The organism is Vreelandella salicampi, from assembly GCF_013415105.1.
GTDB lineage: Bacteria > Pseudomonadota > Gammaproteobacteria > Pseudomonadales > Halomonadaceae > Vreelandella > Vreelandella salicampi.
Genome location: NZ_JACCDF010000002.1, coordinates 33,654 through 58,952 on the forward strand (window position 1 = coordinate 33,654; position 25,299 = coordinate 58,952).

Annotated in this window: 24 protein-coding genes; 12 read left to right on the forward strand and 12 right to left on the reverse strand. The window is 50.4% G+C overall.

Going from position 1 to position 25,299, the window contains the following annotated elements; genetic code table 11:
- Window positions 1–34 precede the first annotated feature (34 nt).
- Window positions 35–2,851: an O-linked N-acetylglucosamine transferase, SPINDLY family protein gene (locus tag HZS81_RS02920; protein ID WP_179929071.1), complete on the forward strand. Its 2,817-nt coding sequence runs from the start codon at window positions 35–37 to the stop codon at window positions 2,849–2,851.
- 33 nt (window positions 2,852–2,884) lie between these two features.
- Here the strand turns inward: HZS81_RS02920 and HZS81_RS02925 are convergent, their stop codons facing one another.
- From HZS81_RS02925 to HZS81_RS02955, 7 genes are read right to left on the reverse strand one after another with little or no spacing between them, the layout of a single operon-like run.
- On the reverse strand, window positions 2,885–3,850 hold the full coding sequence (locus HZS81_RS02925) for a glycosyltransferase (protein ID WP_179929072.1): 966 nt from the start codon (window positions 3,848–3,850) through the stop codon (window positions 2,885–2,887).
- Between the two features lie 35 nt (window positions 3,851–3,885).
- A complete protein-coding gene (rfbC, locus tag HZS81_RS02930; RefSeq protein WP_179929073.1) occupies window positions 3,886–4,407 on the reverse strand; it encodes a dTDP-4-dehydrorhamnose 3,5-epimerase in 522 nt (173 codons plus the stop codon).
- Window positions 4,408–5,313, reverse strand: a complete 906-nt coding sequence (locus HZS81_RS02935) for an NAD-dependent epimerase/dehydratase family protein (protein WP_179929074.1) — start codon at window positions 5,311–5,313, stop codon at window positions 4,408–4,410.
- Window positions 5,313–6,626 (reverse strand): lipopolysaccharide biosynthesis protein RfbH, encoded by a 1,314-nt coding sequence (gene rfbH / locus HZS81_RS02940; RefSeq protein WP_179929075.1) that lies wholly within the window; start codon window positions 6,624–6,626, stop codon window positions 5,313–5,315. Before rfbH ends, HZS81_RS02935 begins: the two co-directional genes overlap by 1 nt.
- A gap of 30 nt (window positions 6,627–6,656) precedes the next feature.
- The gene (rfbG, locus tag HZS81_RS02945) at window positions 6,657–7,748 is read right to left on the reverse strand and encodes a CDP-glucose 4,6-dehydratase (RefSeq protein WP_179929076.1); all 1,092 of its coding nucleotides are present in this window, start codon (window positions 7,746–7,748) and stop codon (window positions 6,657–6,659) included.
- A 2-nt stretch (window positions 7,749–7,750) separates the two neighbouring features.
- Entirely contained in the window at window positions 7,751–8,524 is a 774-nt protein-coding gene (gene rfbF, locus HZS81_RS02950) for a glucose-1-phosphate cytidylyltransferase (protein ID WP_179929077.1), read from the reverse strand.
- Window positions 8,525–8,541: 17 nt separating this feature from the next.
- Complete coding sequence (locus HZS81_RS02955; protein ID WP_179929078.1) at window positions 8,542–9,531, reverse strand: FAD-binding oxidoreductase; 990 nt, start codon at window positions 9,529–9,531, stop codon at window positions 8,542–8,544.
- 299 nt (window positions 9,532–9,830) lie between these two features.
- On the opposite strand from HZS81_RS02955, the gene HZS81_RS02960 reads away from it, so the two are divergent.
- The 3 genes from HZS81_RS02960 (at window position 9,831) to HZS81_RS02970 (ending at window position 11,131) form a co-directional block, all read left to right on the forward strand.
- Complete coding sequence (locus HZS81_RS02960; protein ID WP_179929079.1) at window positions 9,831–10,022, forward strand: hypothetical protein; 192 nt, start codon at window positions 9,831–9,833, stop codon at window positions 10,020–10,022.
- Window positions 10,023–10,116: 94 nt separating this feature from the next.
- Window positions 10,117–10,902, forward strand: a complete 786-nt coding sequence (cysQ, locus tag HZS81_RS02965) for a 3'(2'),5'-bisphosphate nucleotidase CysQ (RefSeq protein WP_179929080.1) — start codon at window positions 10,117–10,119, stop codon at window positions 10,900–10,902.
- A complete protein-coding gene (locus HZS81_RS02970) occupies window positions 10,892–11,131 on the forward strand; it encodes a hypothetical protein (RefSeq protein ID WP_179929081.1) in 240 nt (79 codons plus the stop codon). The genes cysQ and HZS81_RS02970 overlap by 11 nt, the downstream gene beginning before the upstream one ends.
- Before the next feature lie 46 nt (window positions 11,132–11,177).
- On the opposite strand, the gene HZS81_RS02975 is transcribed toward HZS81_RS02970, so the two are convergent.
- The 3 genes from HZS81_RS02975 to HZS81_RS02990 all read right to left on the reverse strand — a co-directional run bounded on the left by HZS81_RS02975 (window position 11,178) and on the right by HZS81_RS02990 (window position 13,705).
- Window positions 11,178–11,921 carry an ATPase gene (locus HZS81_RS02975; RefSeq protein WP_179929082.1) on the reverse strand — a complete coding sequence of 248 codons (744 nt, stop codon included), beginning with the start codon at window positions 11,919–11,921 and terminating at the stop codon, window positions 11,178–11,180.
- Entirely contained in the window at window positions 11,921–12,136 is a 216-nt protein-coding gene (locus HZS81_RS02980; RefSeq protein ID WP_179929083.1) for a hypothetical protein, read from the reverse strand. Before HZS81_RS02980 ends, HZS81_RS02975 begins: the two co-directional genes overlap by 1 nt.
- Before the next feature lie 699 nt (window positions 12,137–12,835).
- Window positions 12,836–13,705 carry an Rpn family recombination-promoting nuclease/putative transposase gene (locus HZS81_RS02990; protein WP_179929084.1) on the reverse strand — a complete coding sequence of 290 codons (870 nt, stop codon included), beginning with the start codon at window positions 13,703–13,705 and terminating at the stop codon, window positions 12,836–12,838.
- Window positions 13,706–14,253: 548 nt separating this feature from the next.
- Here HZS81_RS02990 and HZS81_RS02995 point away from each other — a divergent pair.
- Window positions 14,254–14,427: a hypothetical protein gene (locus tag HZS81_RS02995; protein ID WP_241697352.1), complete on the forward strand. Its 174-nt coding sequence runs from the start codon at window positions 14,254–14,256 to the stop codon at window positions 14,425–14,427.
- A 135-nt stretch (window positions 14,428–14,562) separates the two neighbouring features.
- On the opposite strand, the gene HZS81_RS03000 is transcribed toward HZS81_RS02995, so the two are convergent.
- Window positions 14,563–16,152, reverse strand: a complete 1,590-nt coding sequence (locus HZS81_RS03000; protein ID WP_179929085.1) for an ATP-binding protein — start codon at window positions 16,150–16,152, stop codon at window positions 14,563–14,565.
- Window positions 16,153–16,456: 304 nt separating this feature from the next.
- Between HZS81_RS03000 and HZS81_RS03005 the strand changes: the two genes are divergently transcribed.
- The 6 genes from HZS81_RS03005 to HZS81_RS03030 all read left to right on the forward strand — a co-directional run bounded on the left by HZS81_RS03005 (window position 16,457) and on the right by HZS81_RS03030 (window position 21,567).
- Window positions 16,457–16,891, forward strand: coding sequence for a 3'(2'),5'-bisphosphate nucleotidase CysQ family protein (locus tag HZS81_RS03005; protein ID WP_179929086.1), 435 nt, complete (start codon window positions 16,457–16,459; stop codon window positions 16,889–16,891).
- Between the two features lie 179 nt (window positions 16,892–17,070).
- Window positions 17,071–17,673: a hypothetical protein gene (locus HZS81_RS03010; protein WP_179929087.1), complete on the forward strand. Its 603-nt coding sequence runs from the start codon at window positions 17,071–17,073 to the stop codon at window positions 17,671–17,673.
- A 79-nt stretch (window positions 17,674–17,752) separates the two neighbouring features.
- Complete coding sequence (locus HZS81_RS03015) at window positions 17,753–18,109, forward strand: hypothetical protein (protein WP_179929088.1); 357 nt, start codon at window positions 17,753–17,755, stop codon at window positions 18,107–18,109.
- 204 nt (window positions 18,110–18,313) lie between these two features.
- Window positions 18,314–19,669 (forward strand): flagellar filament capping protein FliD, encoded by a 1,356-nt coding sequence (fliD, locus tag HZS81_RS03020; RefSeq protein ID WP_179929089.1) that lies wholly within the window; start codon window positions 18,314–18,316, stop codon window positions 19,667–19,669.
- 269 nt (window positions 19,670–19,938) lie between these two features.
- Window positions 19,939–21,348, forward strand: a complete 1,410-nt coding sequence (fliD, locus tag HZS81_RS03025) for a flagellar filament capping protein FliD (protein WP_179929090.1) — start codon at window positions 19,939–19,941, stop codon at window positions 21,346–21,348.
- A gap of 54 nt (window positions 21,349–21,402) precedes the next feature.
- Window positions 21,403–21,567, forward strand: coding sequence for a hypothetical protein (locus HZS81_RS03030; protein ID WP_179929091.1), 165 nt, complete (start codon window positions 21,403–21,405; stop codon window positions 21,565–21,567).
- Here the strand turns inward: HZS81_RS03030 and nhaD are convergent.
- Window positions 21,556–23,034 carry a sodium:proton antiporter NhaD gene (nhaD, locus tag HZS81_RS03035; RefSeq protein ID WP_179929092.1) on the reverse strand — a complete coding sequence of 493 codons (1,479 nt, stop codon included), beginning with the start codon at window positions 23,032–23,034 and terminating at the stop codon, window positions 21,556–21,558. The two genes, HZS81_RS03030 and nhaD, sit on opposite strands and share 12 nt — an antisense overlap.
- A 393-nt stretch (window positions 23,035–23,427) precedes the next feature.
- Between nhaD and HZS81_RS03040 the strand changes: the two genes are divergently transcribed.
- The gene (locus HZS81_RS03040) at window positions 23,428–25,293 is read left to right on the forward strand and encodes a putative bifunctional diguanylate cyclase/phosphodiesterase (RefSeq protein WP_179929093.1); all 1,866 of its coding nucleotides are present in this window, start codon (window positions 23,428–23,430) and stop codon (window positions 25,291–25,293) included.
- Window positions 25,294–25,299: the final 6 nt, after the last annotated feature.

Below are 25,299 nucleotides of genomic sequence, written 5' to 3' on the forward strand. Positions count from 1 at the left end.
AGCCTTTTTATTGTTGACGTGAGAGATAGGTAATATGAGCAAGCAGCCAGCAAAGAGCGCCGATAAGCAGCTTAAAGATATAAAAAAAATGGTAGCTAGGCAGCCTAATAATGCCCAGTATCGACGCACGCTTGGCGCCTTGTTAACAGATAAAGGTAAATTAGACGAAGCAAAATCTGAATTAGAAGAAGCGATTAGGCTCAAAAGCGATGACTTTGAGGCTTACTCTGTTTTAGGGAAAGTTCTCTATAATATGGGCGATTACAACAAAGCAATCACATGCTTGGAGAAGTCGCTTGCGATAAAGCCAGGATTTCACAAGTCAGAGCACTACCTTTCTTATTTACTCTATAATAGCAATAAGCCAAAAGAAGCTTTAGCACATATAGAAGAGGCGTGCAAACAGCAGCCCCGTCATCCCGGTTACTTAGTCACTCATGGCAATATTTTAGAAGCGCTTCATCGATATGAGGAAGCGGCCGAGCAGTTCAAGAAATCGTTAGCAATTGAGTCAGATAAATATTATGCATGGAATAATCTGGGTAATATTTATAAGCAGTTAGGTAAAATGGAGGATGCTCTCTATTATTATAGTCAAGCTTTTAAGGTAAATCCTCAGTCAGACATTGCCTATTCCAATAAAATCACAACACTGCACTATATACCAAGCCTTTCATTAGAAGAAATAACGAAAGAATGTCGAGCATGGGATGATTATTTTAATAAAAGTGCGCCCGTGCGGGTGGAGGCACAGGATAAAAGTGCCGACAAGAAGCTGCGTATCGGCCTGATTTCAGATGGTTTTCGGCGCCACCCCGTCGGCTATATGATTACGTCCGTGATAGAAGAGATAGCCAACTACCACTATGAGCTTTTCTTTTACCCTACAAACTATGATTATGACTCGTTAACCGAACGACTTCAAAAAACAGCCACTAAGTGGAAAGAGATCAAGCCGTTAGGTGTAGAGCAAACAGAAAATCTCATTAGAGAAGACCAGATTGATATATTAATTGACTTGGCAGGTCACAACTCTGGCAATCGCATGTTGGCGATTGCCAAGGAGCCAGCGCCAATTATCATGAAATGGGTAGGGGGGCTGATTAACACGACGGGTGTTAAAGCCATTGATTACCTGATCAGTGACCATGTTGAAACACCGTCAGGGGTTGATGATCATTATGTGGAAAACCTCATCCGTCTGCCCGACGACTATATTTGTTATAATCCTCCCGGCTATGCGCCTAATGTTGCTGCTTTGCCCGCGGCAAAAAATGGTTACATAACATTTGGTTGTTTTAATAACCCAACAAAAATCAACCCTGAAATCGTGGCCGCATGGTCTGATATTCTTCTCGCTGTACCTAACTCCCGATTTTTTCTAAAAGGGATGCAGTTTAGCAGCGAAGAATTGAAAAAGCGCGTAACAAAGCTATTTGAAGAGTGCGGTGTTCCTGAAGAACAGCTAATCATAGAAGGGCCTTCAGCTCATAAGCAATTATTAGAAAGTTACCATAGAGTCGATATTGCACTAGACCCATGGCCATACTCAGGCGGTCTTACCACCTGTGAAGCTCTCCTTATGGGGGTGCCCGTTATTACTATGCCAGGGCCAACCTTTGCAGGCCGGCACAGTGCTAGCCATCTTGTGAATGCAGGCTTAGGTGAGCTTGTTGTCGACACATGGGAAGAGTATCGTCAGCGTGCTATAGGGCTAGCGTCTGACCTAGAAAGCTTAAGCATCATACGTAAAGGCCTGCGTCAGCAGCTGTTAGACTCACCTGTGTGCGATGCAACGCGTTTTGCACGTCATCTCAATACAGCGCTACGTGCCGCTTGGCAACGCTATTGTGAAGGAAAGCGTCCTGCAGCACTGGCATTCGATCAGGACGGTGAAGCCTATTTCGACGGTGACACACAACCTGTTGAGGTTTTGTGTTCAGAGCCCGTTCGGCATCATAAGCAAAAAGGGTTCAGCTGGGAACTGCTAGGCAAAATCATTGTTATCGATAACAGCTGTAAACTGATAAGAGAGGATCGTTTTAACAGATTACGCCAAGTCAATGCGTTTGGTTTTGTGGCCTTCGATCCTGCCAGCCGAGTCGATAACCCAGCCCAATTTGAAGGCAGCGATGATGTGCAGGTATTACCCCATGCGGTTCTCGGCGATGGGCAACCCGCAACGCTTCATGCCTGCTTGGAACCTACGTTCAGCAGCACCCTTGAGCCATTTCCACCGGAACAGCAACATGGTGCAAACCCGCAAGGTGCCAAGGTGCTGGTCAAACTGCCGATTAACACCATCGCGTTGGATAGCATCGATGGGCTAGAAAGCCTTGATTGGTTGATTCTGGATGAGCTAAGTGAAGCTACAGTGATTCTGGAAAATGGCGAAAAAGCATTGAAAGAGACGTTAGTGATTCAGGTACGCATTGCTTTCCAACCAACACACCAGCGTCAGCCCAACCTAGCTGAAATACAGCATTGGATGGCCCGCCACGGCTTCCGATTTTACCGCTTTAATGATCAGCAGCACCTGAGCCATTTACCCAAAAGTGTTTTCGCTGAAAAGCGTCAGGCCACTGAACTGCAAAGTGCCGATGCCATTTTTCTCCCCAGCCATGAGCGGATGGCTGAGCTAAATGATAACCAACGCACGAAGCTCGCGTTTCTTCTGCATACGGTTTATGGCATTAAAGATATGGCGTATGAACTGTTGGCAGAAGTGGATGAGGAAAAGGCAGAGGGATACCTGATTGAAGAGAGGGTTATTGAGGCGACGAAGGAAAAGCAAGGCAGTGAGTTGGCAGAGTTGCCTGACGAGGAATTAACGTTAAACGTTACATTTTGATTTAAATAAGGCGGCATATAATGCCGCCTTATTTTATTTTTTTTCTAATGAGAGAAACTCTTCTGTAAATCGCACGTAAGCTTCAACTTCGTAAAAATATTGTCTTTCCATAAGCCCTTTTGGTGGTGAGCCCTTCAGCTTTATAAATTCCTTCAGCTCTTGAATGATTTGTTTTTGGTAACGTTGAGTTAAAATCACTGTAGAGCTCTTAAACAGCTCTTCTTTTTCATCATTTTTTATGAAGGCACGTCTTATCATATTATGATGTGAGCGAAGCATCGAGATATAAGGAAAAAGGTGCCAGCCAAACTTGGTTTTTACCTCATCCGGAGTGAGCTGTTGATCATTTTCCATCATGGAAAATGTGTTAGCCGTGCGATCCTGCGGATAATTTCTTTTAAATAGGGGCTTCGAGTACTGCCTTATCTCACCATATAATGCTGCCTCTGCCACGTAAACATGGTCAGCGCCTCGATTAAATGAAAATGGTGACATTTTCGTTATCACATCCTTTTTATATAATCCCCAAAATGGAGCGGAGTATGTAAATTTTTTCATCACCATATTGCATGAGTCAATAATGTTTAGCTCTTTCGTATCAAAGTAATCTTTAGGAAGTGCGCTTTTTGCAAATTTATCATTTATATAAAAATCACAGAGCGCATATGAAACGCTTGATTTTTCGTCGTGAAGAGATAGCAAAGATTCTAAGTATTTTGGGTAAAGAATATCGTTAGAACTGCATAAAGCTGTATACTCCCTAACGCCGCATGAAAGTGCTTTCCTGACATTACGCACAAAACCTATGTTCTCACTATTATGTATCAAAGTCGTTTTATGAAAAGTGGGGTGGGAGTTTATTATAGAAGTTGTTCTGTCTGTACATGCGTTGTTTATGATATAAATATGGAAATTTTCAAACGTTTGAGCATGAAGTCCATCTAAAACATTTTTTATTGTATCTTCTGAATTGTAACAGGGGATGACAATGTCTATCACTTTTATCACCTAGGTGTTAAATGCATTTTTTGGATTTATGTTTCCAAGTTCTCAAAATTAGCGTCACGTTGAGATATTATCGGATCACTGATTCCCCAGTCAAAGCCAAAGCTATCCCACTTAATTCCAGTATCATGTTCTTTTGAATAGAGGCTGGTTGTCATATAACCAACTATTGCCGTTTTGGACTTAGTTAAGAACCCATGTGCAAAACCTCTTCCAATATATAAGCTTCTTTTGTTTTTTTCATTTAAATCAAAAGCTATAGATTTTCCATAAGTTGGCGAAGATTTTCTCACATCAATAACTACATCAAGAATGCTTCCTGATATCACGTAAACGAGCTTTTCATGATCCATGGGTGGAGTTTGAAAATGCATGCCACGGATAACATTCTTCTCTGATATAGAATAGAAGCTTTCCTTAAATTCAGCATTCAATTTATTTTCTTTGAATATTTGCTTATTAAAAATTTTTACAAAATAGCCTCTGTCATCTTTGTGAAAAAAATTATCTAATAAATATACTTCTGGAAGGAATGTGTTATTTATTTTCATTTAAAATCCATAATAGCTCATTGTTTTAGTAATGCCCTCTTTTATGCTTACTTTAGGGTGCCAATTAAGCTGTTCTTTAGCTTTTGCTATATCTGCAAAAGTGATGAGAAAGCTGTTTGACGTTGAATTTCCCCACTCTTTTTCAATATTCATTCCCGACTTTTCCTCAATTATAGAAATTAATTCTCTAATGCTTATAGGTAATCCCGATCCAATGTTAAAAGTTTCGTTAATTTTTTCCTTTTTCACGATATATTCTATTGTTTTAATGTATGCATTTACTACGTCATCACAGTATATAAAGTCTAATTTTTGCAATCCGGCTGAAAGTTTTAAAGGGGTTTTTTTTATTGCTGACTCTAAAATATAGGGGATGATTTTTTTATTATCTTTTGGACCATATGGGGAAAATATTTTTAAAGTAACAATATTTATTAAATTATTGTATGTATGAAGTATGCTCTCAAAAGAAATTTTTGTTCGTGCATAATAGTTTGAAGGTTTGTTGCTGTTTTTTTCACTAATAGGAACTGTGGAGTCGTCATATTCAAAAAAAGTTCCAGTGTTAATAAACCCTTTTATTCCGAACCTAATACCATGTTCAAGAAGAAGGGAGGGGAGTTTTATGTTCACATCTATCATATCTTCAAAAAAATTGATTTCATCATTTTTTTTATAAAAAGTGGCGAGATGTATTATTAAATTTATGTCATTGTTTTTAAATATTTCTTCAATTCTTTCTTTGTCAATGTTGTGCGTTTTAATTTTGTTTAGTAAGTGAGATATCCGCCAAGTATCAGAGGTGCTTCGCTTCAGTATAGTTACTTGATAACCGTTATAAATCAGAGATTCAAGTAAATGGCTTCCCAGAAATCCTGTAGCTCCCGTCAATAATATATGATTCATCAGAAGTTTACCCCAAAGAATTCTTCCAACTTTTCTGCAATAAAGTGAAAGTGGTTATCATTCAATCCCGGGTAAATCCCGAGCCAGAAGGTCTGGCTCATGGTCCGTTCCGTGTTTTTCAGCTCACCGACAACCCGATATTCGACATCCTGGAAGTAGGGTTGCCGAGTCAGATTGCCAGCAAACAGGAGACGAGAGCCAATCTTGTTCTGGTCAAGGAACTTGAGAAGATCGACTCGTTGAACACCAGCATCCTCCTTAAGTGTGACCGGAAAACCAAACCAAGATGGGGCGCTGTTTGGAGTTCCCTCCGCGACTTCCAAAAAATCACCTAAACTTGCCAAACGCTCCTTCAAAATGGCGAAGTTATGCTTTCGGGCATCAATAAATTCTTTCACACGTTCTAGTTGTGCCAACCCACATGCAGCTTGCATATCGGTAATCTTGAGGTTATAGCCCAGGTGGGAATACACATACTTGTGATCATACCCATAAGGTAGAGTACCAAATTGCTGACCAAAGCGGTTGCCGCAGGTGTTATCGCAACCCGGGGCGCAGTAGCAATCACGCCCCCAGTCCCGGAATGATTCGGCGATGCTTTTAAGTTGGGGGTTGTTGGTAAAGACAGCACCACCTTCTCCCATGGTGATATGGTGCGCTGGATAGAAACTGAGTGTAGCAATGTCGCCAAAGGTGCCGACAGGCTTGCCATCGTAGGTGGCACCCAGGGCATCGCAGCAATCCTCTACCAGCCAAAGGCTATGCTTTTCACATAATGCTTTAACCTTGCCGAGGTTAAACGGGTTACCCAGGGTATGGGCCAGCATGATGGCTTTAGTCTTGGGTGTGATGGCCGCTTCAATCAGGTCAGCGTCGATATTGTGAGTCGCCATGTCGACATCGACGAATACCGGCACGGCGCCAAATTGAACGATAGGATTGACCGTGGTCGGAAAGCCGGCTGCGACGCCGATTACTTCATCGCCCTTACGGATGGCGCGTTCTCCAAGCTTGGCCGATGTCAATGTGCTGAACGCGACGAGATTAGCCGATGAACCCGAATTGACGGTCATGGCATATTCGACACCAAGAAATGTAGCCAGCTTTTTCTCGAACTCGGCGTTAAACCTCCCAGTGGTTAACCAGCCATCCAAGGATGCCTCGACCATGAGCTGGATTTCACGAGCACCTATCACCTTGCCGGAAGGGGGAATGACGCTCTCACCGGGAGTGAATGGTTGTGGAGCATGGGCTTGGTTCGCGTACTGCTCAACGAGTTGGCTAATTTCCTGACGAAGCGCTTCGGGTGACATGAGATATCCTGATAATCGTTGAATATGGTATTAGAGTCGCGCGGCTATATCGGCCATATCGTCCTGATAAGCCTCTATCTCGTTGAGGCAGCGTAGACGAACGTCGTCTCCTTTCCGCCAGCCGTGATGCCATTCGACAATACGGCTGAGCGTGGTTTCAAGCGCCCAAGTTGGCGACCACCCAAGAACCGCACGTGCTTTTGAAGTGTCCAGCTTGAGGTAGTGGGCCTCATGAGGTTGGGGGGCGTCATCTTTCACCCAACTCGCTCCTGGTCCCCAGCATTGCGCCATTCGGTCGAGGATCCAGGCAACCGGCCGAGCATCTTCATCTCGGGGGCCGAAGTTCCATGCCTGCGCATAGTGGGAACCTTGTTCCCAAAGCTTCTCAGCCAATACCAGATAGCCTCCTAGGGGTTCGAGTACATGTTGCCAGGGACGAATGGCATTTGGGTTACGGATTTTTACCGCTCGTCCTTGCTCGAATGCCCATAGTATATCAGGGATGAGACGGTCTCTCGCCCAGTCTCCACCGCCGATGACGTTGCCCGCGCGTGCGGAAGCGAGGGCGGGCGCGTTGGGGAGATGGAAGTACGAATTACGGTATGCTGCTGTCAACAGTTCGGCACAGGCCTTGCTACTGCTATAAGGGTCGTGCCCCCCCATTGGCTCATTTTCTCGATAGCCCCAAACCCACTCCTGGTTTTCGTAACACTTGTCGGTGGTGACATTGACGATGACGCGCAGATTCGGGCAATGCCGAGCGGCTTCCAGAACGTGCAGACTACCCATGACATTGGTGGAATAAGTTTCGACAGGTTCATGGTATGAAAGTCGAACTAAGGGCTGCGCAGCCATATGGATCAGCACGTCGGGATCAAATGTGGCCATGCTGTGGGTCAAGGTCGACAAATCACGTATGTCGGCAAGCTCTGTTTTCATTCCATCACTGACTCTTGCTTCTTCAAATAGCGCTGGTGAGGTTGGGGGTGCCAGAGCGTAGCCCTTCACCTCGGCCCCCAGCTGCTGGAGCCACAATGCAAGCCAACTGCCCTTGAAGCCAGTGTGGCCAGTCAAAAAGACTTTCTTGCCGTGCCAGAAGTCCGGTGTCACGGTGCCTGCCATGTTTAACCCCATTGCTTCCAAGGCGCGTTACCGCTGTCCCATAGCGCCTCAAGATGGTTTTTATCGCGAAGTGTATCCATCGGCTGCCAGAAGCCATCGTGCTCGTATGCCATCAACTCACCGTCGGCGGCCAGGTTCATCAAAGGCGCTTGTTCCCAGACTGTCTTATCGTCTTCAAGATAATCTAGGGCACGAGGCGACAGGACAAAGAAACCACCATTGATCATGGCACCATCGCCCTTGGGTTTTTCCTTGAAGTTCATGACTTGGCGTTGGCGAATATCCAGTGCCCCGAAACGCCCCGGCGGATAAGTGGATGTGAGTGTAGCCACTTTGCCATGGGCATAATGGAAATCGATGGTCTTGGCGATATTAATATCTCCTACACCGTCGCCATAAGTAAAACAGAAAGCCTCCTCGTTCTTTACGTAATCGGCCACACGCAGCAAGCGCCCCCCTGTCATGGAGTCGTCACCAGTATCCACCAGTGTGACATTCCAAGGCTCAGCCCGTTTATCATGCACTTCCATGGTGTTATCACGCATGTTGAAGCTAACATCAGACATGTGCAGAAAATAGTTGGCAAAATACTCCTTGATTACATAACCTTTGTACCCACAGCAGATTACAAAATCGTTGATACCATGTGTTGAATACATCTTCATGATATGCCAGAGAATTGGCTTTCCTCCGATCTCCACCATCGGTTTAGGGCGAGTCGATGTTTCTTCACTTAGTCTCGTGCCGAGTCCCCCGGCAAGAATTACAGCTTTCATACTCGGTCACCTTGCACTTAGCTAGAACATACAAACGCATCGGCGTGAAAATTATGTGAAATAAGACCAGCATGGGCAAGCTCAGCTTTTGCTGAGTTGATCATATCTTCAGATCCACAGGCATACACTGCCACATCTTTTAAATCAATTTCACTCTCAATAAGAATTTCTTGAACGTATCCACGATCTCCTTTCCAGTGTTTATCTGCTTGAGAAAGAACTGGGATATAAATTAAATCTAAATTTTCGAATTCATGCTTCCAAAAAAATTCTTTTTCGAAGCGGTTGCCCCAGATTAAAAAAATGCGGCGATTATTTATGAGATCAGCATCTGAATCCAGTTGCTCCAATAATGCCTTGATAGGAGCTATACCTGTTCCTGTCGCAAGCATGACAATATTTCTTGGAGCAGGCTCTCGAAAAATAAATGTGCCTAGTGGGCCTTCTAAGCGAAGTAGATCATTTACCTTAGCATCGTTAAACCAGTAGTAACTCATCTCTCCATTCTTAACCTTTTTTATGAAGAGCGTGATACGACCGTCACTACGAGGGGCATTGGCTATGGAGTAGCTGCGCCGAACACCCCCTTTTCCAATCAAATCAATGTATTGGCCCGGCAGGTAGTTAATTGGCTGATTGGGAGGAAGGCGTAAAATAACCTCCATAACATTTGATGCTACTTGTCTTAAACTATCAATTCGACAAGGTGAAATCTTCGGAGGGTGATTGGATAAAGCGCCTAGGTCTTCCGCTTCTAATATAAGGTCACTATTAGCGCTACGGCAACAAGTTAATATGTTTCCGTCAGCCATTTCTTTTGCCGAGAGAGAATCTTCGGGCTGCAATAGCTTTGTTAAACCTTGTACAATTCTAGTCTTGCATACACCGCAGCGCCCAGTCCGGCAACTGTGCTCAAGAATGATATTATGTTGAAGAGCAGAATCAAGAATTGTTCTGTCGGTATATGATTCAAATACTTTTCCATTGCTTAGCTTTATGGAATTCATATTTATAGTTTGCCCTGCAAAAAAAATATATAAATAACCGGGCTTCAGTAGAGAAGTTCATCATGTTCCGGCACTTCGTCTCTTTGACATCGTCAAAGCGGCAAGCTGCTCACAATAGCTGCTAGTATGGCGTAAAGTAGATGCTACGTCGATGCGCGAATGTCCTAGCGCAACCTCATTTTGCCCGCCCAGCGGTATAACTCTTCGATATTGCGCATGGCAACAATATGCCTTGGTCACAAGCTGATGGGCTATCTCGAAACCGTCGAGATCAATGATGACCTTCTTTAAGGATGGCGGTGGAGTGGGGCAATTGCCCCAACCTAGATTTTCGTGACTTTACCGGCATGATCTTATCTAGTCGGGCGATGGTGCTCGCGTACAACGACCTAATGCGCGCGTTGATAAATATCAAAACCGCTTACACCAGTTCCGAACCGGTGGCGGAGGCGGTGATCGACGCGCTGCGCGCGCGTGGGTTGATACACTGACCCGGTTCGCCCGATAAATCGGGCTCCTACGGCGTAGGTGGGTTGTTGTTGGAGCGCCATTTATGGCGCGAACGGGAATTGAGACGAGAATACGATGGATATGACCGACCTATTAAGCACCGTTGAACGCATTGCACGCGAGGCGGGCGATGCCATCATGACGGTGTACGCCCGCGAGTTCAGCGTCGAGGAGAAGGAAGATAAAACCCCGCTGACCGAGGCGGATAAAGCCGCACACGCGATCATTGTGCGTGAGCTTAACGCACTGCCGCAGGGCATCCCGGTGCTCTCTGAAGAAGATGAGCAGGGCTTTGCTGGGCCGGACGCGGATGACCGTTACTGGCTGGTGGACCCGCTGGATGGCACCAAGGAGTTCATCAAACGTAATGACGAGTTCACCGTCAATATCGCGCTGATAGAGCAGGGCAGGCCGGTACTCGGTGTGGTGATTGCGCCCGCCCTGGGCACCGCGTATCTCGCTGCAGAAGGCTTTGGCGCGACAAAGGTGGATCAGAACGGCGTGCGCTATACCCTGCAAGTGGCCGGCAGGCCCGAAGCCAAGACGCCGTGGCGTGTCGTGGGCAGCCGCTCGCACCCCAGCCCCGATCTAGCCGATTGGCTAGAAAAGCTCGGCGAGCACGAGATGCTGCCCATGGGCAGCTCGCTCAAACTCTGTGTGATCGCCGAAGGCAAGGCCGATGTCTACCCGCGTTTAGGGCCGACCTGCCTGTGGGACACCGGCGCCGCACAAGCGGTGGTCGAGCAAGCCGGGGGGCGCGTGGAAACGCTGCAAGGTGAGCCGCTTTCCTACGCCACACCAAGCGAGAAACTCAATCCGCATTTTGTGGTGTGGGGCCATGGGAGCGTTCATGACACCTGATGAGCACGAGCACGTCATCGACGAACTACAAGCCGTGATCGATGACACCCAAGCAACGCTAAAGCGCTTTGAAAATACCAGCATGGAAGACGAGATGCCGGAGGATTACGAAAAGCTGCTGACGATTCTGGATGATGCGGTGAAGCAGCAGCGCGAGCATACGCGGGTGATGTTGGGGGGAAAGTCGCTCGGGCATAATCGGACAAAGTTCAACCTGGATTCCCGATAAGCCCACTCGGGAATGACGGTGTGGTGGCAGGTCGGGAATAGTATTGCTAGGTAGAGGTGTCGAGCTTGCATGAGATATTTTTGTGAAACCAGTTGGGAAGCTCCTCAACCTTTATTTCAATTTCTCCTGATGGAGTGACCTCCGCTAGCCAGATATCTTGGTTGCTGGAGTTATCGAATATAAAGGCGCGATCAGCAAGTTTGATAGCCTCTATTAATAAATCAAGTGAACGGTAGTAGCGTTTGCAAATTTTGTCATTTGGCACCGTGTGCCCGCCTGCGTTTACGCGGTTTTGAACGCGCTGAATGTTGATATCAGGGTCATCAGTAGCGATATAGTAGAGATAATTCTTGAAACCGGCATCACGCGCCTTCTTCAGTACTCCAATCTTGTCTGCTGAAGACATAACGGTTTCAAACGTAAAACTTACCTTGGAAGCAATAAGCTGCTCTCGAATAAGTGACGCAGCAATTGAGGCAATATAGGAGCCTGGCACTGAATTTGAACAAAACCTGATACAGTTGTCTTCGAAATGCAAGGTTTCGAGTGTTGGTGCCAATGAAGCTTTTTCTGTGAGCGGTGATTGGTAAAAGTAGTGCTCAATGTCAGCTTTTGGCATATAAACAGAGTAATCATCGAAATGGATGGCGCCTGACTCCCTGGCATCAATTTCAATGTCATCCGGGTTTATGTAAACCCCTTTAAGTTGCGTGGGTATTACATCCTTGATAGTGCTTTTTCCTGAACCATTGGGCCCAGCAAACATGCGTAAGCGGGGTGTGTTATCCATTAGGTCACCTTTAGCTTCATCCCAGCAGGTGCCTTGTGCTTGGGGGCGGCTTTTTTCAGAATGCGGGTGCTACCATCAGGGCTTGTTTCAACAATATTGCCGTCGACAATTTCAACGACTTTTTGACCGCTTTTTAATGATGCCTGGTATGCGCGGCGTGTGTAGCGCATTGTTTTTGCTGCAAATCGCTGTTCTGCATCCTGTTGGATGGCCATGGAAAAATCCTCCTTTTTAATAAATCAGTTATCATCATCATACAAGTGCCTGCTTGGATGCGCTACTGTATGCCTCCCCCGTGCAGTTGGCTGGTGTCATACACACCGTATCTCCTCCGAGTCAGTTAATTAGCGCCCGAAGCAGAGAGAATGACACCGTTATTGGAGGCCTTTATAACTCCCTAACGAACGCCAGAAGATCATCAATGAGCTTCAAAAAGTGATTGATGAAACACAAGAAACCATCGAGCGCTTTGAAGAAACGGGCATGGATGCTGAGTGCCCGAGGATTACGAAAAGCTGCTGACGATTCTGGATGATGCCGTAAAGCAACAGCGCGAGCATACGAGGGTGATGTTGGATGAGGATGACGCTTCGACAGGCTCAGCGTGAACGGGAAAAATAGGTTCATCCATGCGAGTGGGAGCCTGATTTATCGGGCGAACTGGTTTATTCGCGCAATAAATTGCGCTCCCACAAGCCTTACTCGACCCCACCAACGACGGCGTTCTGAAGTGCTTATGTTTTCAAGGGTTTCTATGGCTGAAACGCCCGATCTCTTTGAGGCGGCTGACGATTCTGGATGACGCGGTGAAGCAGCAGCACGAGCATACGCGGGTGATGTGGGGCGCCGGGGGAAGGTGGTCAACCTCCTGCCAGTGCTTGAAGAAGGTAATTCAACACTGTTGGAAGTTGGGGTCAGTGCTTATCTTCGATGCGAAGCTTGGCAATCTCGTCAACCGCTAACCCTGTGACTTCGGCAATCTGCTCATCATTGAGTACCCCTAGTTTCAGCAGGTTGTGAGCAGTCTCGCGCTTATTTTTTTCAATACCTAGCTGCTCACCTTCCTGCAAACCTTCCCGTTTCGCATCATTCAAAAACGACACTTCATCCCTTAACGCTCGTTCACGCACAAACGCCAGACGGCGAGTTTCTTCATCAGCGCTGAGTTCGCGTATACGGCTCATCGCACGTTTAACCGGTTCATGGGCAACATTGGCCATGGTGAGTTCCTCCTGCCAGTGCTTGAAGAAGGTGATCCAGGCGCGCAACGGGCCTTCTGGCAAGCCCAGGCGATCCGCCTTGTTCAATTCGATCAGGTTCATCTGCAAAACGTTCCCGAGCGAAATCTTGGGCTGGCGTTCATCGCGCATCTCGAACCGCCAGATCGCTTGCTCGCGCTCGGCGGCGGTTTCCGTAAACAAGTCGAAGTCCAGCAAGTGCAGGCCCACCGAAGCGCGCAGCTCTTGGTAATCTTCACCGGCGCTCAGTTGGCTTCCCAGGGTGCGGGCCAGGTAGAACAACCCCCGCTTGTGCCAAGCCCCGTAACGGCGCACCTGCACCTCAATATTATAGCAGTTCCCTTTGCCATCGCGGGCCAGCACATCGAGGATGATGTACTTGCCGGTAAGCTCTGTCGGCTCAATGTTGGGGTTGATAATTTCAACGGAGGCAATATCAGGCAAATCCGGGCGCAGATCGTTGATCAGATCCACCAGCAAATCCGGGGCTTCGGCGAACAGCCGCTTGAAAACGTAGTCGTTGGTGGGATCGAGTAGCTCGCTCATGCGCCCTCCTAAATGTTTTTCTTATTTTACCACAGCACATCCTTTCCAATGCTCCACCGCTTTTCGCTCACGCTATCTATCCGCTGCGTAAAAAAGAATGCCCACTGAGCCAGCCCCACGCTGCCGTTCAGGGTAAGCGTGGGGCTGGGTGGCAGGGACATTAATAATGGTAGTGGCCTTACAGCCCTCCGCGTTGAGCAAACGAGGTGTAACCTTCATGGCCGACGATGATATGCAGCCATCCGTACTGCCTCGGTGACCATTTTGTGGGGATTGATTACCACACGTCTCCCGTCATTGTTTGCTACTATCGGGCCATCTTTACATAGCGCCGGTGGCGCTCGTCTGCAGGATTCACCGCCGTCCCCGGTGGCTGGCCCATGAGCTGGAACACCCGCAAGCACTTTGCGATGAATTGCCCAGCGGGAAGGTGTTGCCGTTCTGGATACCCACTAACCGCCACTACCGAGCGCCCCGCCAGCGGCGCTTGTTTAGGAGCTCTTATGACGTGAGGGGAGCACGAGCTCGTTATCAACTAGCTGCAAGCCGTGATCGACGAGACCCAGCAAACGGTCGAGCGCTTTGAGAATAAAGGCATGGAAGACGAGATGCCGGAGGATTACGAAAAGTTACTGACGATTTTGGATGACGCGGTGAAGCAGCAGCGCGAGCATACGCGGGTGATGTTGGATGAGGATGACGCTTCGACAGGCTCAGCGTGAACGAGAAAAATAGGTTCATCCATGCGAGTAGGAGCCCGATTTATCGGGCGAACCGGTTTATTCGCGCAATAAATTGCGCTCCCACAAGGGGGGGAGCTGCTAGGCCATGCCACAATGACGGAACGGTTTTGGTGTTTAAGCGTAGCCTGCTGCAGGCGGTAGCGTTTCCACCTCAAACGCCACGATCTGCCGCTCAACGCTGGAAAATTCCACGCCAATTAGATGGATGGGCTTGCCACTGGCACGGTGTTTATCGGCATAGCCTTTGGCTTTGATCTGCTCTAGCGCTTTGCCTTCGGGTAATTGCTCGACCACTTTGAATTCAAACAGGTAAATATGCCCGCCGAAGTCGACGCTCATATCGACTTTACCTCGGTGGCTGGCATCTTCCACTGTCACGTTCACACCCAGCGCGGCGAAGTGACTGTAGAACACGCTGGCGTAGTGGCCTTCGTACCTGGCAATTGGGTTGTTGCGATACCAGTCGTGGGGCAGGCCCGCGTAGAGCGCTTTGAAGTGCGCTTCTAGGGCGGCCAGGTCATGCTCACGCAGCACCTTGAACAGGGTGAGCTGATAGGTTTGTGCTTCACTGTAGCCAATGCCCAACATCGGGAGCAGGAGTTCATTCAGGCTGCTTTCCACTTCTCGGTTGGGGAACCCCAATGAATAAAGCCGATAGCCGAGTACTGGTTCCTGTACGTCTTTGATGGTGATATAGCCGGTCTGAAACAGCAGCCCTTCGGTGGTGATGTCATCGACATCGAAGCGACCCAGCAACTGCGCTTTGGCCTGAAGTGTGTTCAGTTGTGGGGTAAAGATGCCACGCTTTTTCAGTAGGTCGACAAGAAAGGTGGGAGTGGCGCTCTCAAACCAATAAGGGCCGAATTCACGTTTCTGTAACAACAGCAGTACATCAAAAGGATTGTAGACGGCCTCGACTTCCTGCCCACCCCAGCGGTAGCCGTTATACCAGCGGCGAATCTCCTCACGGTCAAGGCCAGGAAGCTCTGGCGCAAATACCGTATCGATATCGTGGTCGGTGTAGCCACAAATGGCCGCAAACGGCGCATCCAGCGTAATGTCGTTGAGGTTATTCAGCCCCGAAAACAGGCTGACCTTGCTAAATTTGGAGACGCCAGTGAGCAGGACGAAATGCAGGTGCGGGTCGGCATCCTTGAGCACGCTATAAAGGTTCTTCAGCCCCTCGCGCAGTTCACGGGCAAGTTCCGGGTTTAGCAGGTTATCCAGAATCGGTTTATCGTATTCATCAATCAACACCACGACACGCTGGCCATAGGCTCGGTGAGCGTTCTCGATCAGGTTGGCAAAATCGTCGGCAATTCGGTCGGGTGGCGGTTCTTCAATGCCCAGGGCGTCTCGCTGCTGCTGCAGTTGGTAGCGGATGTTGGCATCCAGGTCTTGACGGCTACTGACCACGCCGTTGGAAAAGCTTAAGCGCACCACGGGAAGCTGTGTTTGCCAATCCCACTTGTCGTGAATATAAAGCCCTTCGAACAGGGGTTCACGGCCTTCGAACAGGCAACGCAGAGTATCCAACAGCAAGCTCTTACCGAAACGCCGCGGGCGGGAGAGAAAGTAATAACCGCCTGTCTCGGCCATGGTGTGAATCAAGGGGGTTTTATCGACGTAGTAATAATGGCCCTTACGGAGCTTTTCAAAGGACTGGATGCCAATGGGTAGTGTCTGACGATCAACGGATGACATGCAGGCCTCCCAGCGTTAAGGGCGTACGGTTTGCGACAAGTGGTGAGGTGGAGTTTAGCATGCCTCTGGTGATCCGGTAGGAGCTCGATTTATTGGGCGAACCGGGTCACTTTCGCGCCATAAATTGCGTTCCCACAAGCTTTGCTACGTTCTCACGATGTAGCATTGAGCCATGAGAAGCCCAAAATGAGCAGGAAGCTCTAGCGAGCGCCGGAAATAGAGACGAGAAGTACGATGGGTATGACCCGAGACTAAACACCTAAGCACCGTTGAGCGCATTGCCCGCGAGGCAGGCGATGCCATCATGGCGGTATACGCGCGTGAGTTCAGTGTCGAAAAGAAGGCAGACAAGAGCCCGCTGACCGAAGCGGATAAGTCCGCGCACCATACACTGCACGTGGTTGGAAAGCCAGATGCCAATACGCCGTGGCGGGTGTTGGGTAGTCGCTCACACCCGAGCCCGGATCTCGACGATTGGCTTAAACAACTCGGCGAGCACGACATGCTGCCCATGGGCAGTTCGCTGAAGCTCTGCGTCATCGCCGAAGGCAAGGCCGATGTCTACCCGCGTTTAGCCCCGACCTGCCTGTGGGACACCGGGGCGGCGCAAGCGGTGGTCGAGCAGGCCGGGGGCCGAGTGGAAACGCTGCAAGGCGAGCCGCTTTCCTACGCCACGCCGAGTGAAAAACTCAACCCGCACTTTGTGGTGTGGGGGCATAGAAATCCCAATGAGTCTTGATGAGCACCAACGCGTTATCGCCGCTTCGACAGGCTGAGGCGAGTCGTTTTGTTATTTATATTAGAAGGTATGAATTCATTAGTTGGTCTAACTGGCGTAGGCTATTGGGTTTGATACATCTCAATATTGGTAAACGGCTTGCAGGCGACAATAGTGCTTGACCTAACACCGAGAAGGCCATGGACTCGACAACTCTCACGCTTATAATCGCGATTCTAGCGGGTTGGATAAGCCTTAACTGTAGCTTGATAGTGATTTATCTGCTGGTGACGGGCGAATCCCTGAGCTTCCAAAAGCGCGCACCCCGTAAGCAAGCAGGCAGCGTGCCTCCTACCTCGGCCCCCGTGGCTGACTCTCCCGTGCTGGTGGATGAAAATGCTGGTGCCTGGGGGCTATTTGTGATGTTTGATGACCCTACCCTTGCGCTAAATGAGCGCTTAGGTATTTTGCTTGGCGCCGCTGGGGCGGTGTATGAAAGCAGCAGCAAATCCTTCACCGTGGCGGGTGATTCGCCGCGTAACCCTATTTATATTGCCAATGCGTACCCGCCGGGCCGGCTGCCGTCGTTTACTAATGATAACGGTCAAATCCCCATCAAGGGCGTCAGCGTGAAGATGCTGAAAAAGAGCCGCACCGCCACACCCAATAAGCTGCAGTTGGTGCGCTTGGTGAACCTGTCAAAAGAACTCGCCCGCGCTGGCGGTAAGGTGTTGGATGTGGAAAAACAACCGGTGACAGCCAACGGCCTTCAGGCGGTTATCGACGGCAACGCGAAGGTGTGAGCGACTCCACCCCGTACATTCCGTGCGGTGTGTGCTATTTTCGTGGCCGCTGATATTTTTTGCCGTTTGTGGGGGCGTTGTGAGCCAAGCTATTACCAATATTTCTGCTTATGAGGTGATTTATGACCTCATTCCTAAACTCAACACCATGAAGAAAGAAGTGAACACCACGCTAAAAGTGATGGTGGAGAAGTGCAAAACAGCTGAGCAGAAGGCGCGCTACGAGTCGCTGCAACAGGAGTTTGAGCTAGAGCTGATGATGATTCGTCTGAACTTGGAACATCTGTTAAACCGCTACGAGACCGAGCTGGAGGCCGTTGCGCAAGATAAGCGCCGCGACGTTTACCTTGCCTTGGATTCCCACGAGGCGACCGCCATTGAAAGCGCTAAATCGCTGTATCAGCGCCTGCAGGCGTTAACTCAAACAGAGCGATAAGCGGATAGTTGCTAACTTTCGTTACATACTGATACTTAAAAAGTAGCACTTGGCATCAAGTTCGCAATCCCAATGCCGAGTGTTTAAAGTATAAGTTAAATCAGCAGGGCGCATAAGGCGTCGAATACACCGCATTATGCTTCGCTGGTGTTGAGCAGTGGCTTTGAAGAAGAGGTCGCACCGCGAAAAAAAGGATGGTTTGGTATGTCGATTTCATCTCTTGGCATTGGTTCTGGGCTGGACCTTAACGGCCTTTTGGATCAGCTGCGCAGCGCGGAGCGAGAAAAACTAGAGCCCATTGAGCAGCAAATTGAGTCTGAGCAGACCAAAATTTCCGCGTATGGCCAACTGGAGAGCGCTCTTTCTGAGTTTCAGAGTAGCGCCAGTGCGCTGGGTGACAGCTCTTTGTATGAAAGTCTCTCAGCGAGCACCAGTGGCGAGGCGGTAAGCGCAGCCGCTGACGAAACCGCAATGCCGGGCAGCTACAACATTGATGTAACGTCGCTTGCCACGCGTGGGACGCTGGCTTCTACTGGAGTGGCGGATGCCACAGCTGAGATTTCGGGGACCAGCGAGCAAAAATTAACGCTCAACTTTGGAGATGGCTCGGCGCCACAGGTTACTATCGCTGCAGATAGCTCGCTTGAAGATATCCGCGACGCGATCAATGCCGATGAAAACGCCGGCGTCAACGCGACGATCATTAACGACGGTACCGGCACCAAAGAATTTCGTCTGGCGTTAAGTTCGCGCGAAACCGGCGCTGATGCATCTATTGACGGCTTCACTTTCAGCGCATTAACAGCGGATGCAGATACCGAGCAAACGGGTACCGATGCGGAGTTGGACGTTAATGGCATCACCATCAACAGCGCTAACAACCAGGTAGAGGGCGCGATTCAAGGTGTCACCTTGAACCTGCAAAGCGAAGGTGCGAGTACGGTAGCCGTTGAGAAAGATACCCTCGCGGTGCGCGAAGCCGTGACGGGGTTTGTCGATTCCTACAATTCGCTGAAAACTACCATCGGCGAGCTAACCGCTTTTGACGAAGAAACCGGGCAGGCTGGTGAGCTGAACGGCGATAGCGCAGTGCGCATGGTGGAATCGCGCCTGCGTGGCGCGCTGGGTGGCGGCATGGGCTCGGGTAGCGATGGCTTTTCGATGCTTAGCGATATTGGCATTTCGCTTGAGGTAGACGGCTCGCTCTCCATGGATGAAGAACGCTTGGACGACGTGATTGCCAACGACCAGCAAGCGCTATCGGATTTCTTTGCTGGTGGGGAGAACACCACTGGCTTGGCGGCGCAGATAGATAATTCCGTCGACCAGATGTTGAGCGGCAACGGTACCGTTCAGGGCGCGATTAACGGTGCCGAGAACCGCAAGGAGACGCTTGGTGATCGCTATACGCGCATGGAGCAGTCGATTGAGCAGACCATTGGGCGCTACCGCCAGCAGTTCGGCCAGCTCGACGGCATGATTGCCGAGATGAATCAGACGAGTAACTATCTGACGCAGCAGTTTTCCTCAATGCAATCGCAACTAAACGCCGGTAACTAACGCGCAGATGTTCAACCGCTTGATGTTATGACAAAAAGCCCGCTAATGCGGGCTTTTTGCGGTTGGGCTGTTGGCCGCACCGCTTGAGTGATATCGCAGTGGCGCTACCAGCTGATACACTTAAAGAACAAAAAGGCGCTAAAGAATGCGCTTTTTCAGTCGATAATAAAATAACGAAAACCTTGGACCGACAGGGCGCACTGTCCGCTTTCATGCTGGCGCCGCGCAACACGTGTTTGGTTTAGCCTTAAACACTGAGGATTCCCAGTATGGCGACAATAACCTCTCTTGGTATTGGCTCCGGCCTAAACCTTAACGGCTTGCTCGATCAGCTAGAAGACGCCGAGCGCGGCAAGCTCGTGCCGATTACGCGTCAGCAAGAGCAGCAAAACGCCAAAATTTCCGCTTACGGCAAAATCCAGACCTCCCTGGATGGGTTTAAAGATGCCGTTGATGCGCTTAATGACCCCAAGCTCTACCAGAGCCTTTCCGCCAACGTGCGCGGCGATGAGATTTCCGCCACCACCGACGCCGAGGCGCTGCCGGGCAGCTACCGCGTGGAAGTGAGTCAGCTTGCCACCAGCGGCACTCTGGCTTCTAGCCAGGTGACAGATGCCAGCGCACCGCTAACGCTTAATGGCGCAACGCAGATAGAGCTCACGTTTAATGGTAAAGATAGCGTCGCCATTGAGATCGCCGCTGATAGCAGCCTAGAAGAGATTCGCGATGCCATTAATGCCAAAAAAGACGCTGGAGTCAGTGCCAGCGTAATTTTTGATGGTACGGGGCACCGGCTAGCGCTGAGCTCTAGCGAGACTGGCGATAATGCATCTATCCAGAGCTTTAAGTTCTACGCTGGGGATGACCGCTCGACAGAAATTACCGTCAATGATTCACCGGAGGGCGCGCTGACAAGCGGTACAGCTATGAGCGGGCAAGATGCGAAGCTGACGGTTAACGGCATCCCTATCACCAGCGACACCAATCAGGTGGAGGGTGCGATTCAGGGCGTTACGCTTAATTTGAGCGAGCTTAATATCGGTGTGGAGGAAACCGCCAGCAGCACGGTCACAATAGAGCGCGACACGCTTAAAATCCGTGAGGCCGTAGGCGATTTTGTTAAAGCCTTTAACGATATGAAGGAGACTATCGGCACGCTGACAAAATACTCGGACGAGCGTGAAAACGCCGGTGAGTTGTTGGGCGATAGCACGGTGCGCACCATCGAAGGCCGTTTGCGTAGTGCGCTAACAAACGGGGTGGCAGGTGGGGAGTTTTCAACGCTCAACCAGCTGGGTATCACGTTGCAGCGCGACGGCACGCTTGAAATCGACGACGATACGATTAGCGATCTCGCCAAAAACAACCCCGATGCGTTGAGCGACTTTTTCGTCGGCGCAGAGGGCGAAAATGGCTTGGCCGATAGCCTGAGCACCACCACGGCTCAGCTGACCGGGAACAATGGCACGCTTAGCATTGCGATTAGCGGCGCGGAAAACCGTATCGAGAGCCTCAACGCGCGCTATGAGCGGATGGAGCAAGGCATTGGCCGCACGATTTCGCGCTATCGGGTGCAGTTCGGCCAGCTCGATTCGATGATTGCGCAAATGAACCAAACCAGCTCCTATCTGACACAGCAATTTGATGCGCTGGATATGGCGCTGGGCCGTAAAAAGTAATCGCAGCGTAAGGTAGATAGACGGCGAGCCTCGGAAAAGGACTTCCCATGCTTGATGTCATCCACCATGGTGGTGGCGCTGGCGGCGTGCTTTATTGACGTCTATCCGGCGGTGGTGATTGCCGCCAGCGGCAAGAGCGGGGTATCAGCGCATAAGCCCCAGCCGACATCGTCGTGCTGGGGCTTTTTAAAGTGCCTAGGTAACACGCTACCCAAATAGGGCGAAGCTTTCCGCATTCAGCATCATGTGGACAATAATACTCATCACGTAACCGAGTAAGATCGCCGGGGTCCAGCGCAGGTGGCCCATAAAGGTATAAGCCCCACGTGCCTGCCCCATCACCGCGACACCTGCGGCGGAGCCAATGGAAAGAAGGCTACCGCCCACGCCTGCCGTGAGGGTAATCAATAACCATTGGCCATGCGACATATCGGGGGCCATGGTTAACACTGCGAACATCACCGGGATGTTATCCACCAGGGCAGAAACAATCCCGAGGGTAATGTTGGCCGCAGTGGCATTCCAGCCGATGTAAAGCGTCTCGGAGAGCAAGGCGAGATAGCCCATAAAGCCTAGGCCACCCACGCACATCACAACCCCGTAGAAGAACAGCAATGTATCCCACTCGGCGCGGGCAACACGGTTGAAGACATCAAACGGCACGACACTACCCAGCTGCTCGAGTTTCTTGTTATCGCCACGGCGGCTGTAGCGCTCGCGCTTGCGCTCCAACGAGCGCGGCAAGCTGCGGCGCAGGTAATAGCCGAAAAACTGCAGATAACCAAGACCGGTCATCATGCCCAGTACCGGTGGTAGATGCAGCAGCGTATGGCACAACACCGCAGTGACAATCGTGAGCAGAAACAGCGCGATAATGCGACGGGCACCGCGCTTGAGCCAGACATCTTCGTAGACGCTTTCGGGCTTGGCGCTCTTAATGAAGAAGTTCATGATCAACGCCGGTATCAGGAAGTTCACCAGCGACGGGAAGAACAGGATGAAGAACTCCTGGAATTCCACCATGCCTGCCTGCCATACCATCAGCGTGGTGATATCGCCGAAGGGGCTAAAGGCGCCGCCGGCGTTGGCGGCCACGACGATATTGATACACGCCATGTTGATGAAGCGCTTATCGCCTTCGGCCACTTTGGTGACCACGGCGCACATCAACAGCGCAGTTGTCAGGTTGTCGGCGATCGGCGAGAGGATAAACGCCAGGCCCCCGGTGAGCCAAAACAACTGGCGGTAGCTGAAGCCCTTACGCAGCATCCACGAGCGAAGCGCATCAAAGACTTTGCGCTCGTCCATGGCGTTGATGTACGTCATGGCGACCAGCAGGAACAGCATCAGCTCGGTGAATTCCAAAAGCGTGATGCGAAACGCATGTTCGGAATCCGCCGACATGCCGTTTTGGACGTACACCCAGCCGATCAGCCCCCAAATGATACCGGCGGCCACCAGTACGGGTTTCGATTTGCGCATGTGGATCTTTTCTTCGGCCATGACCAGCATGTAGGCCAAAACGAAGATCGCAACGGCAAAAAAGCCCACACCGCTACTGGTGAGATCGAGTTCACCAGTAACGGCGAAAGCGCTGGGGCTAAAAAAGAACAGCAGTGAAGCCAACAAAAAAAGCCAGCGGCGAAGAGATCGCGGCTGGCTTGATAGCGCATACAACTTAGTCATGGCGACGTTTTTCCTTTCAGTCAAGCGTCAAGGGGAGGGTGAAAAAGCGGCACTATTTTAGCAAGCCATACTGCAGTGCAATACGGAATAAAAACGAACGAAATCAGTTCATAGTGGTATGATCGTGTCTTTTTTTAGGAAGTTAGCCGTTTGTGTAATGGTATTTTAGTATTTATTGCGTTTTTTTTGCGGCGATTTGCCTCGCTATAGTTTTGCGTCTATACGCCGATAACATGACTTAGGTAACGATAAGTATCACGACGAATTGACTGTTTACGCACAATAAACGCACTATTAATGCTAATACTACCTCGCCTCTGCTGCGTCCAGGTTACTGATACGGTTAAGTCGTTAATGCGGGCAAGTCATTAATTTTAGGAATCACGTACGTTCATGTGGCCAACTGTTTCTCTTAATAATCGCCCACTAGTATGGGTGGCACTAGTGGCGCTGCCCGCTTGTGTGTGGATTCCCGATGCGCTTTTACGCTTGGTTGCGACAGTATTTGTCGTGTTGGGTATATGGGATGCGTGGCGCCTAGTGCGCCAGCAGCGCGTATACATGCGGCTGTCGCAAGATGTGATTAGCCTCACCGGCGATGCTGTGGTGGTCAGCGATGCGGAGAATCGTGTGATGGCGGTAAACCCGGCGTTTACCGAAATTACCGGCTTCGAGAGCCCAGAAATAGTTGGGCGAAAGCTCGAAACCTTAGCCGCGCCACGCCACGATAAAGCGTTTTACCAAAGCTTTTGGAGCACATTGAAAAGCACCGGCCGCTGGGAAGGGGAAATGTGGAACCGGCGCAAGCACGGCGACGAATACCCCGAGTGGCTGAAGGTGCGTGCGGTGACCGATAAGCGCGGCGAGATCACGCATTTTATCAGCCTCTTTACTGACATTTCAGCGCAAAAAGCCCGCGAGCAGGATTTACGTCGTATCGGCTATGAAGACCCGCTGACCGGATTGCCCAACCGCCGCCGTCTGCACGATTTAATGGCTTCGCGCCTGCGCCATCTGCGCGCCGGTGAGAGCCTGGATTTGGCCCTGATCGATATCGACGGTTTAAAAACCGTCAACGACGGGTTAGGCGTTGAACAAGGGGACCGCTTGCTGGCGCGTTTCGCTCAGCGCTTGGCAGGTTACGCGGCGGGCGGCGTGGTAGGGCGCCTCGGCGGCGATGAGTTTTTGGTCATCCGCACCACCACCTTTGATGATCACGATAAGTGGGTGGCAGAGCTTCGCGAGCACATGTGCAACCCGTTTGAAATCAATGAACAGTCGCTACGGTTGGGGATTACCGTGGGTAGTTGCCGCGCCCCGGAAGATGGACGCGATTCCGGCGTGCTGTTCCAGCGCTTAGAGTCAGCGCTTTATAGCGCCAAACGCTTGGGGCGTAACCATAGCCTGCGCTTTCGCCCGGCGCTGGATAAGCAGGATAACCCGCAGTTGGCGCTGGTCAGTGATCTGCGCGCGGCATTGGTCTCGGGAGATCAACTGGAGCTGCACTACCAGACGCAGCACAACCCCAGTTCAGGCGAACTCGCCGGGATGGAGGCGCTGTTGCGTTGGCGCCACCCGCGCGATGGCATGATTTCCCCCGGTGATTTTATCCCCCTCGCGGAGCGCCACGGCCTGATGGCGGAGCTCGGCACCTGGGTAATCGAGAAAGCCTGCGCGCAGCAGGCGCACTGGCAAAATAGCGGAATGCCGAATACCACGGTGTGGATCAATATTTCTGCGTTACAACTGTTCCAAGGGGACTTGGAAAGCCAGCTCGCCGGTTGTTTAAAGCGCTACCGCTTGCGCCCAGCGCAAATCGGGTTGGAGCTCACCGAATCGGTGCTATTAGATGAGCGCGCTGGCGATATGGGCCCAAGGCTGAAAGCGCTGTCCGATCAAGGCTTTCCGATTGCGATCGACGATTTTGGCACCGGCTATTCCTCGTTGGGATACCTCAAGCGCCTGCCGGTGGATAAGGTGAAGCTGGATCGCGCTTTCATCCGCGAGCTACCCGAAAGCCAAGCCGACTCGGCGATTGTCAAAGCCGTGCTCGCGATGGCGGAAGGCATGGGGTTGGATGTGGTCGCCGAGGGTGTTGAGACCAAGGAACAGTGCCAGTTTCTGGTCGATGCAGGCTGCGGTATCGTGCAGGGGTTCTATTTTGCTCGCCCCCTGCTGGTACCGGAGCTGGAGGCGCAATGGCTGCGCGATTCGCCAGGGCGCGCTGAGGCTTCGCTGGCCGCCCAGTCAACCTCTTAAGCTTAA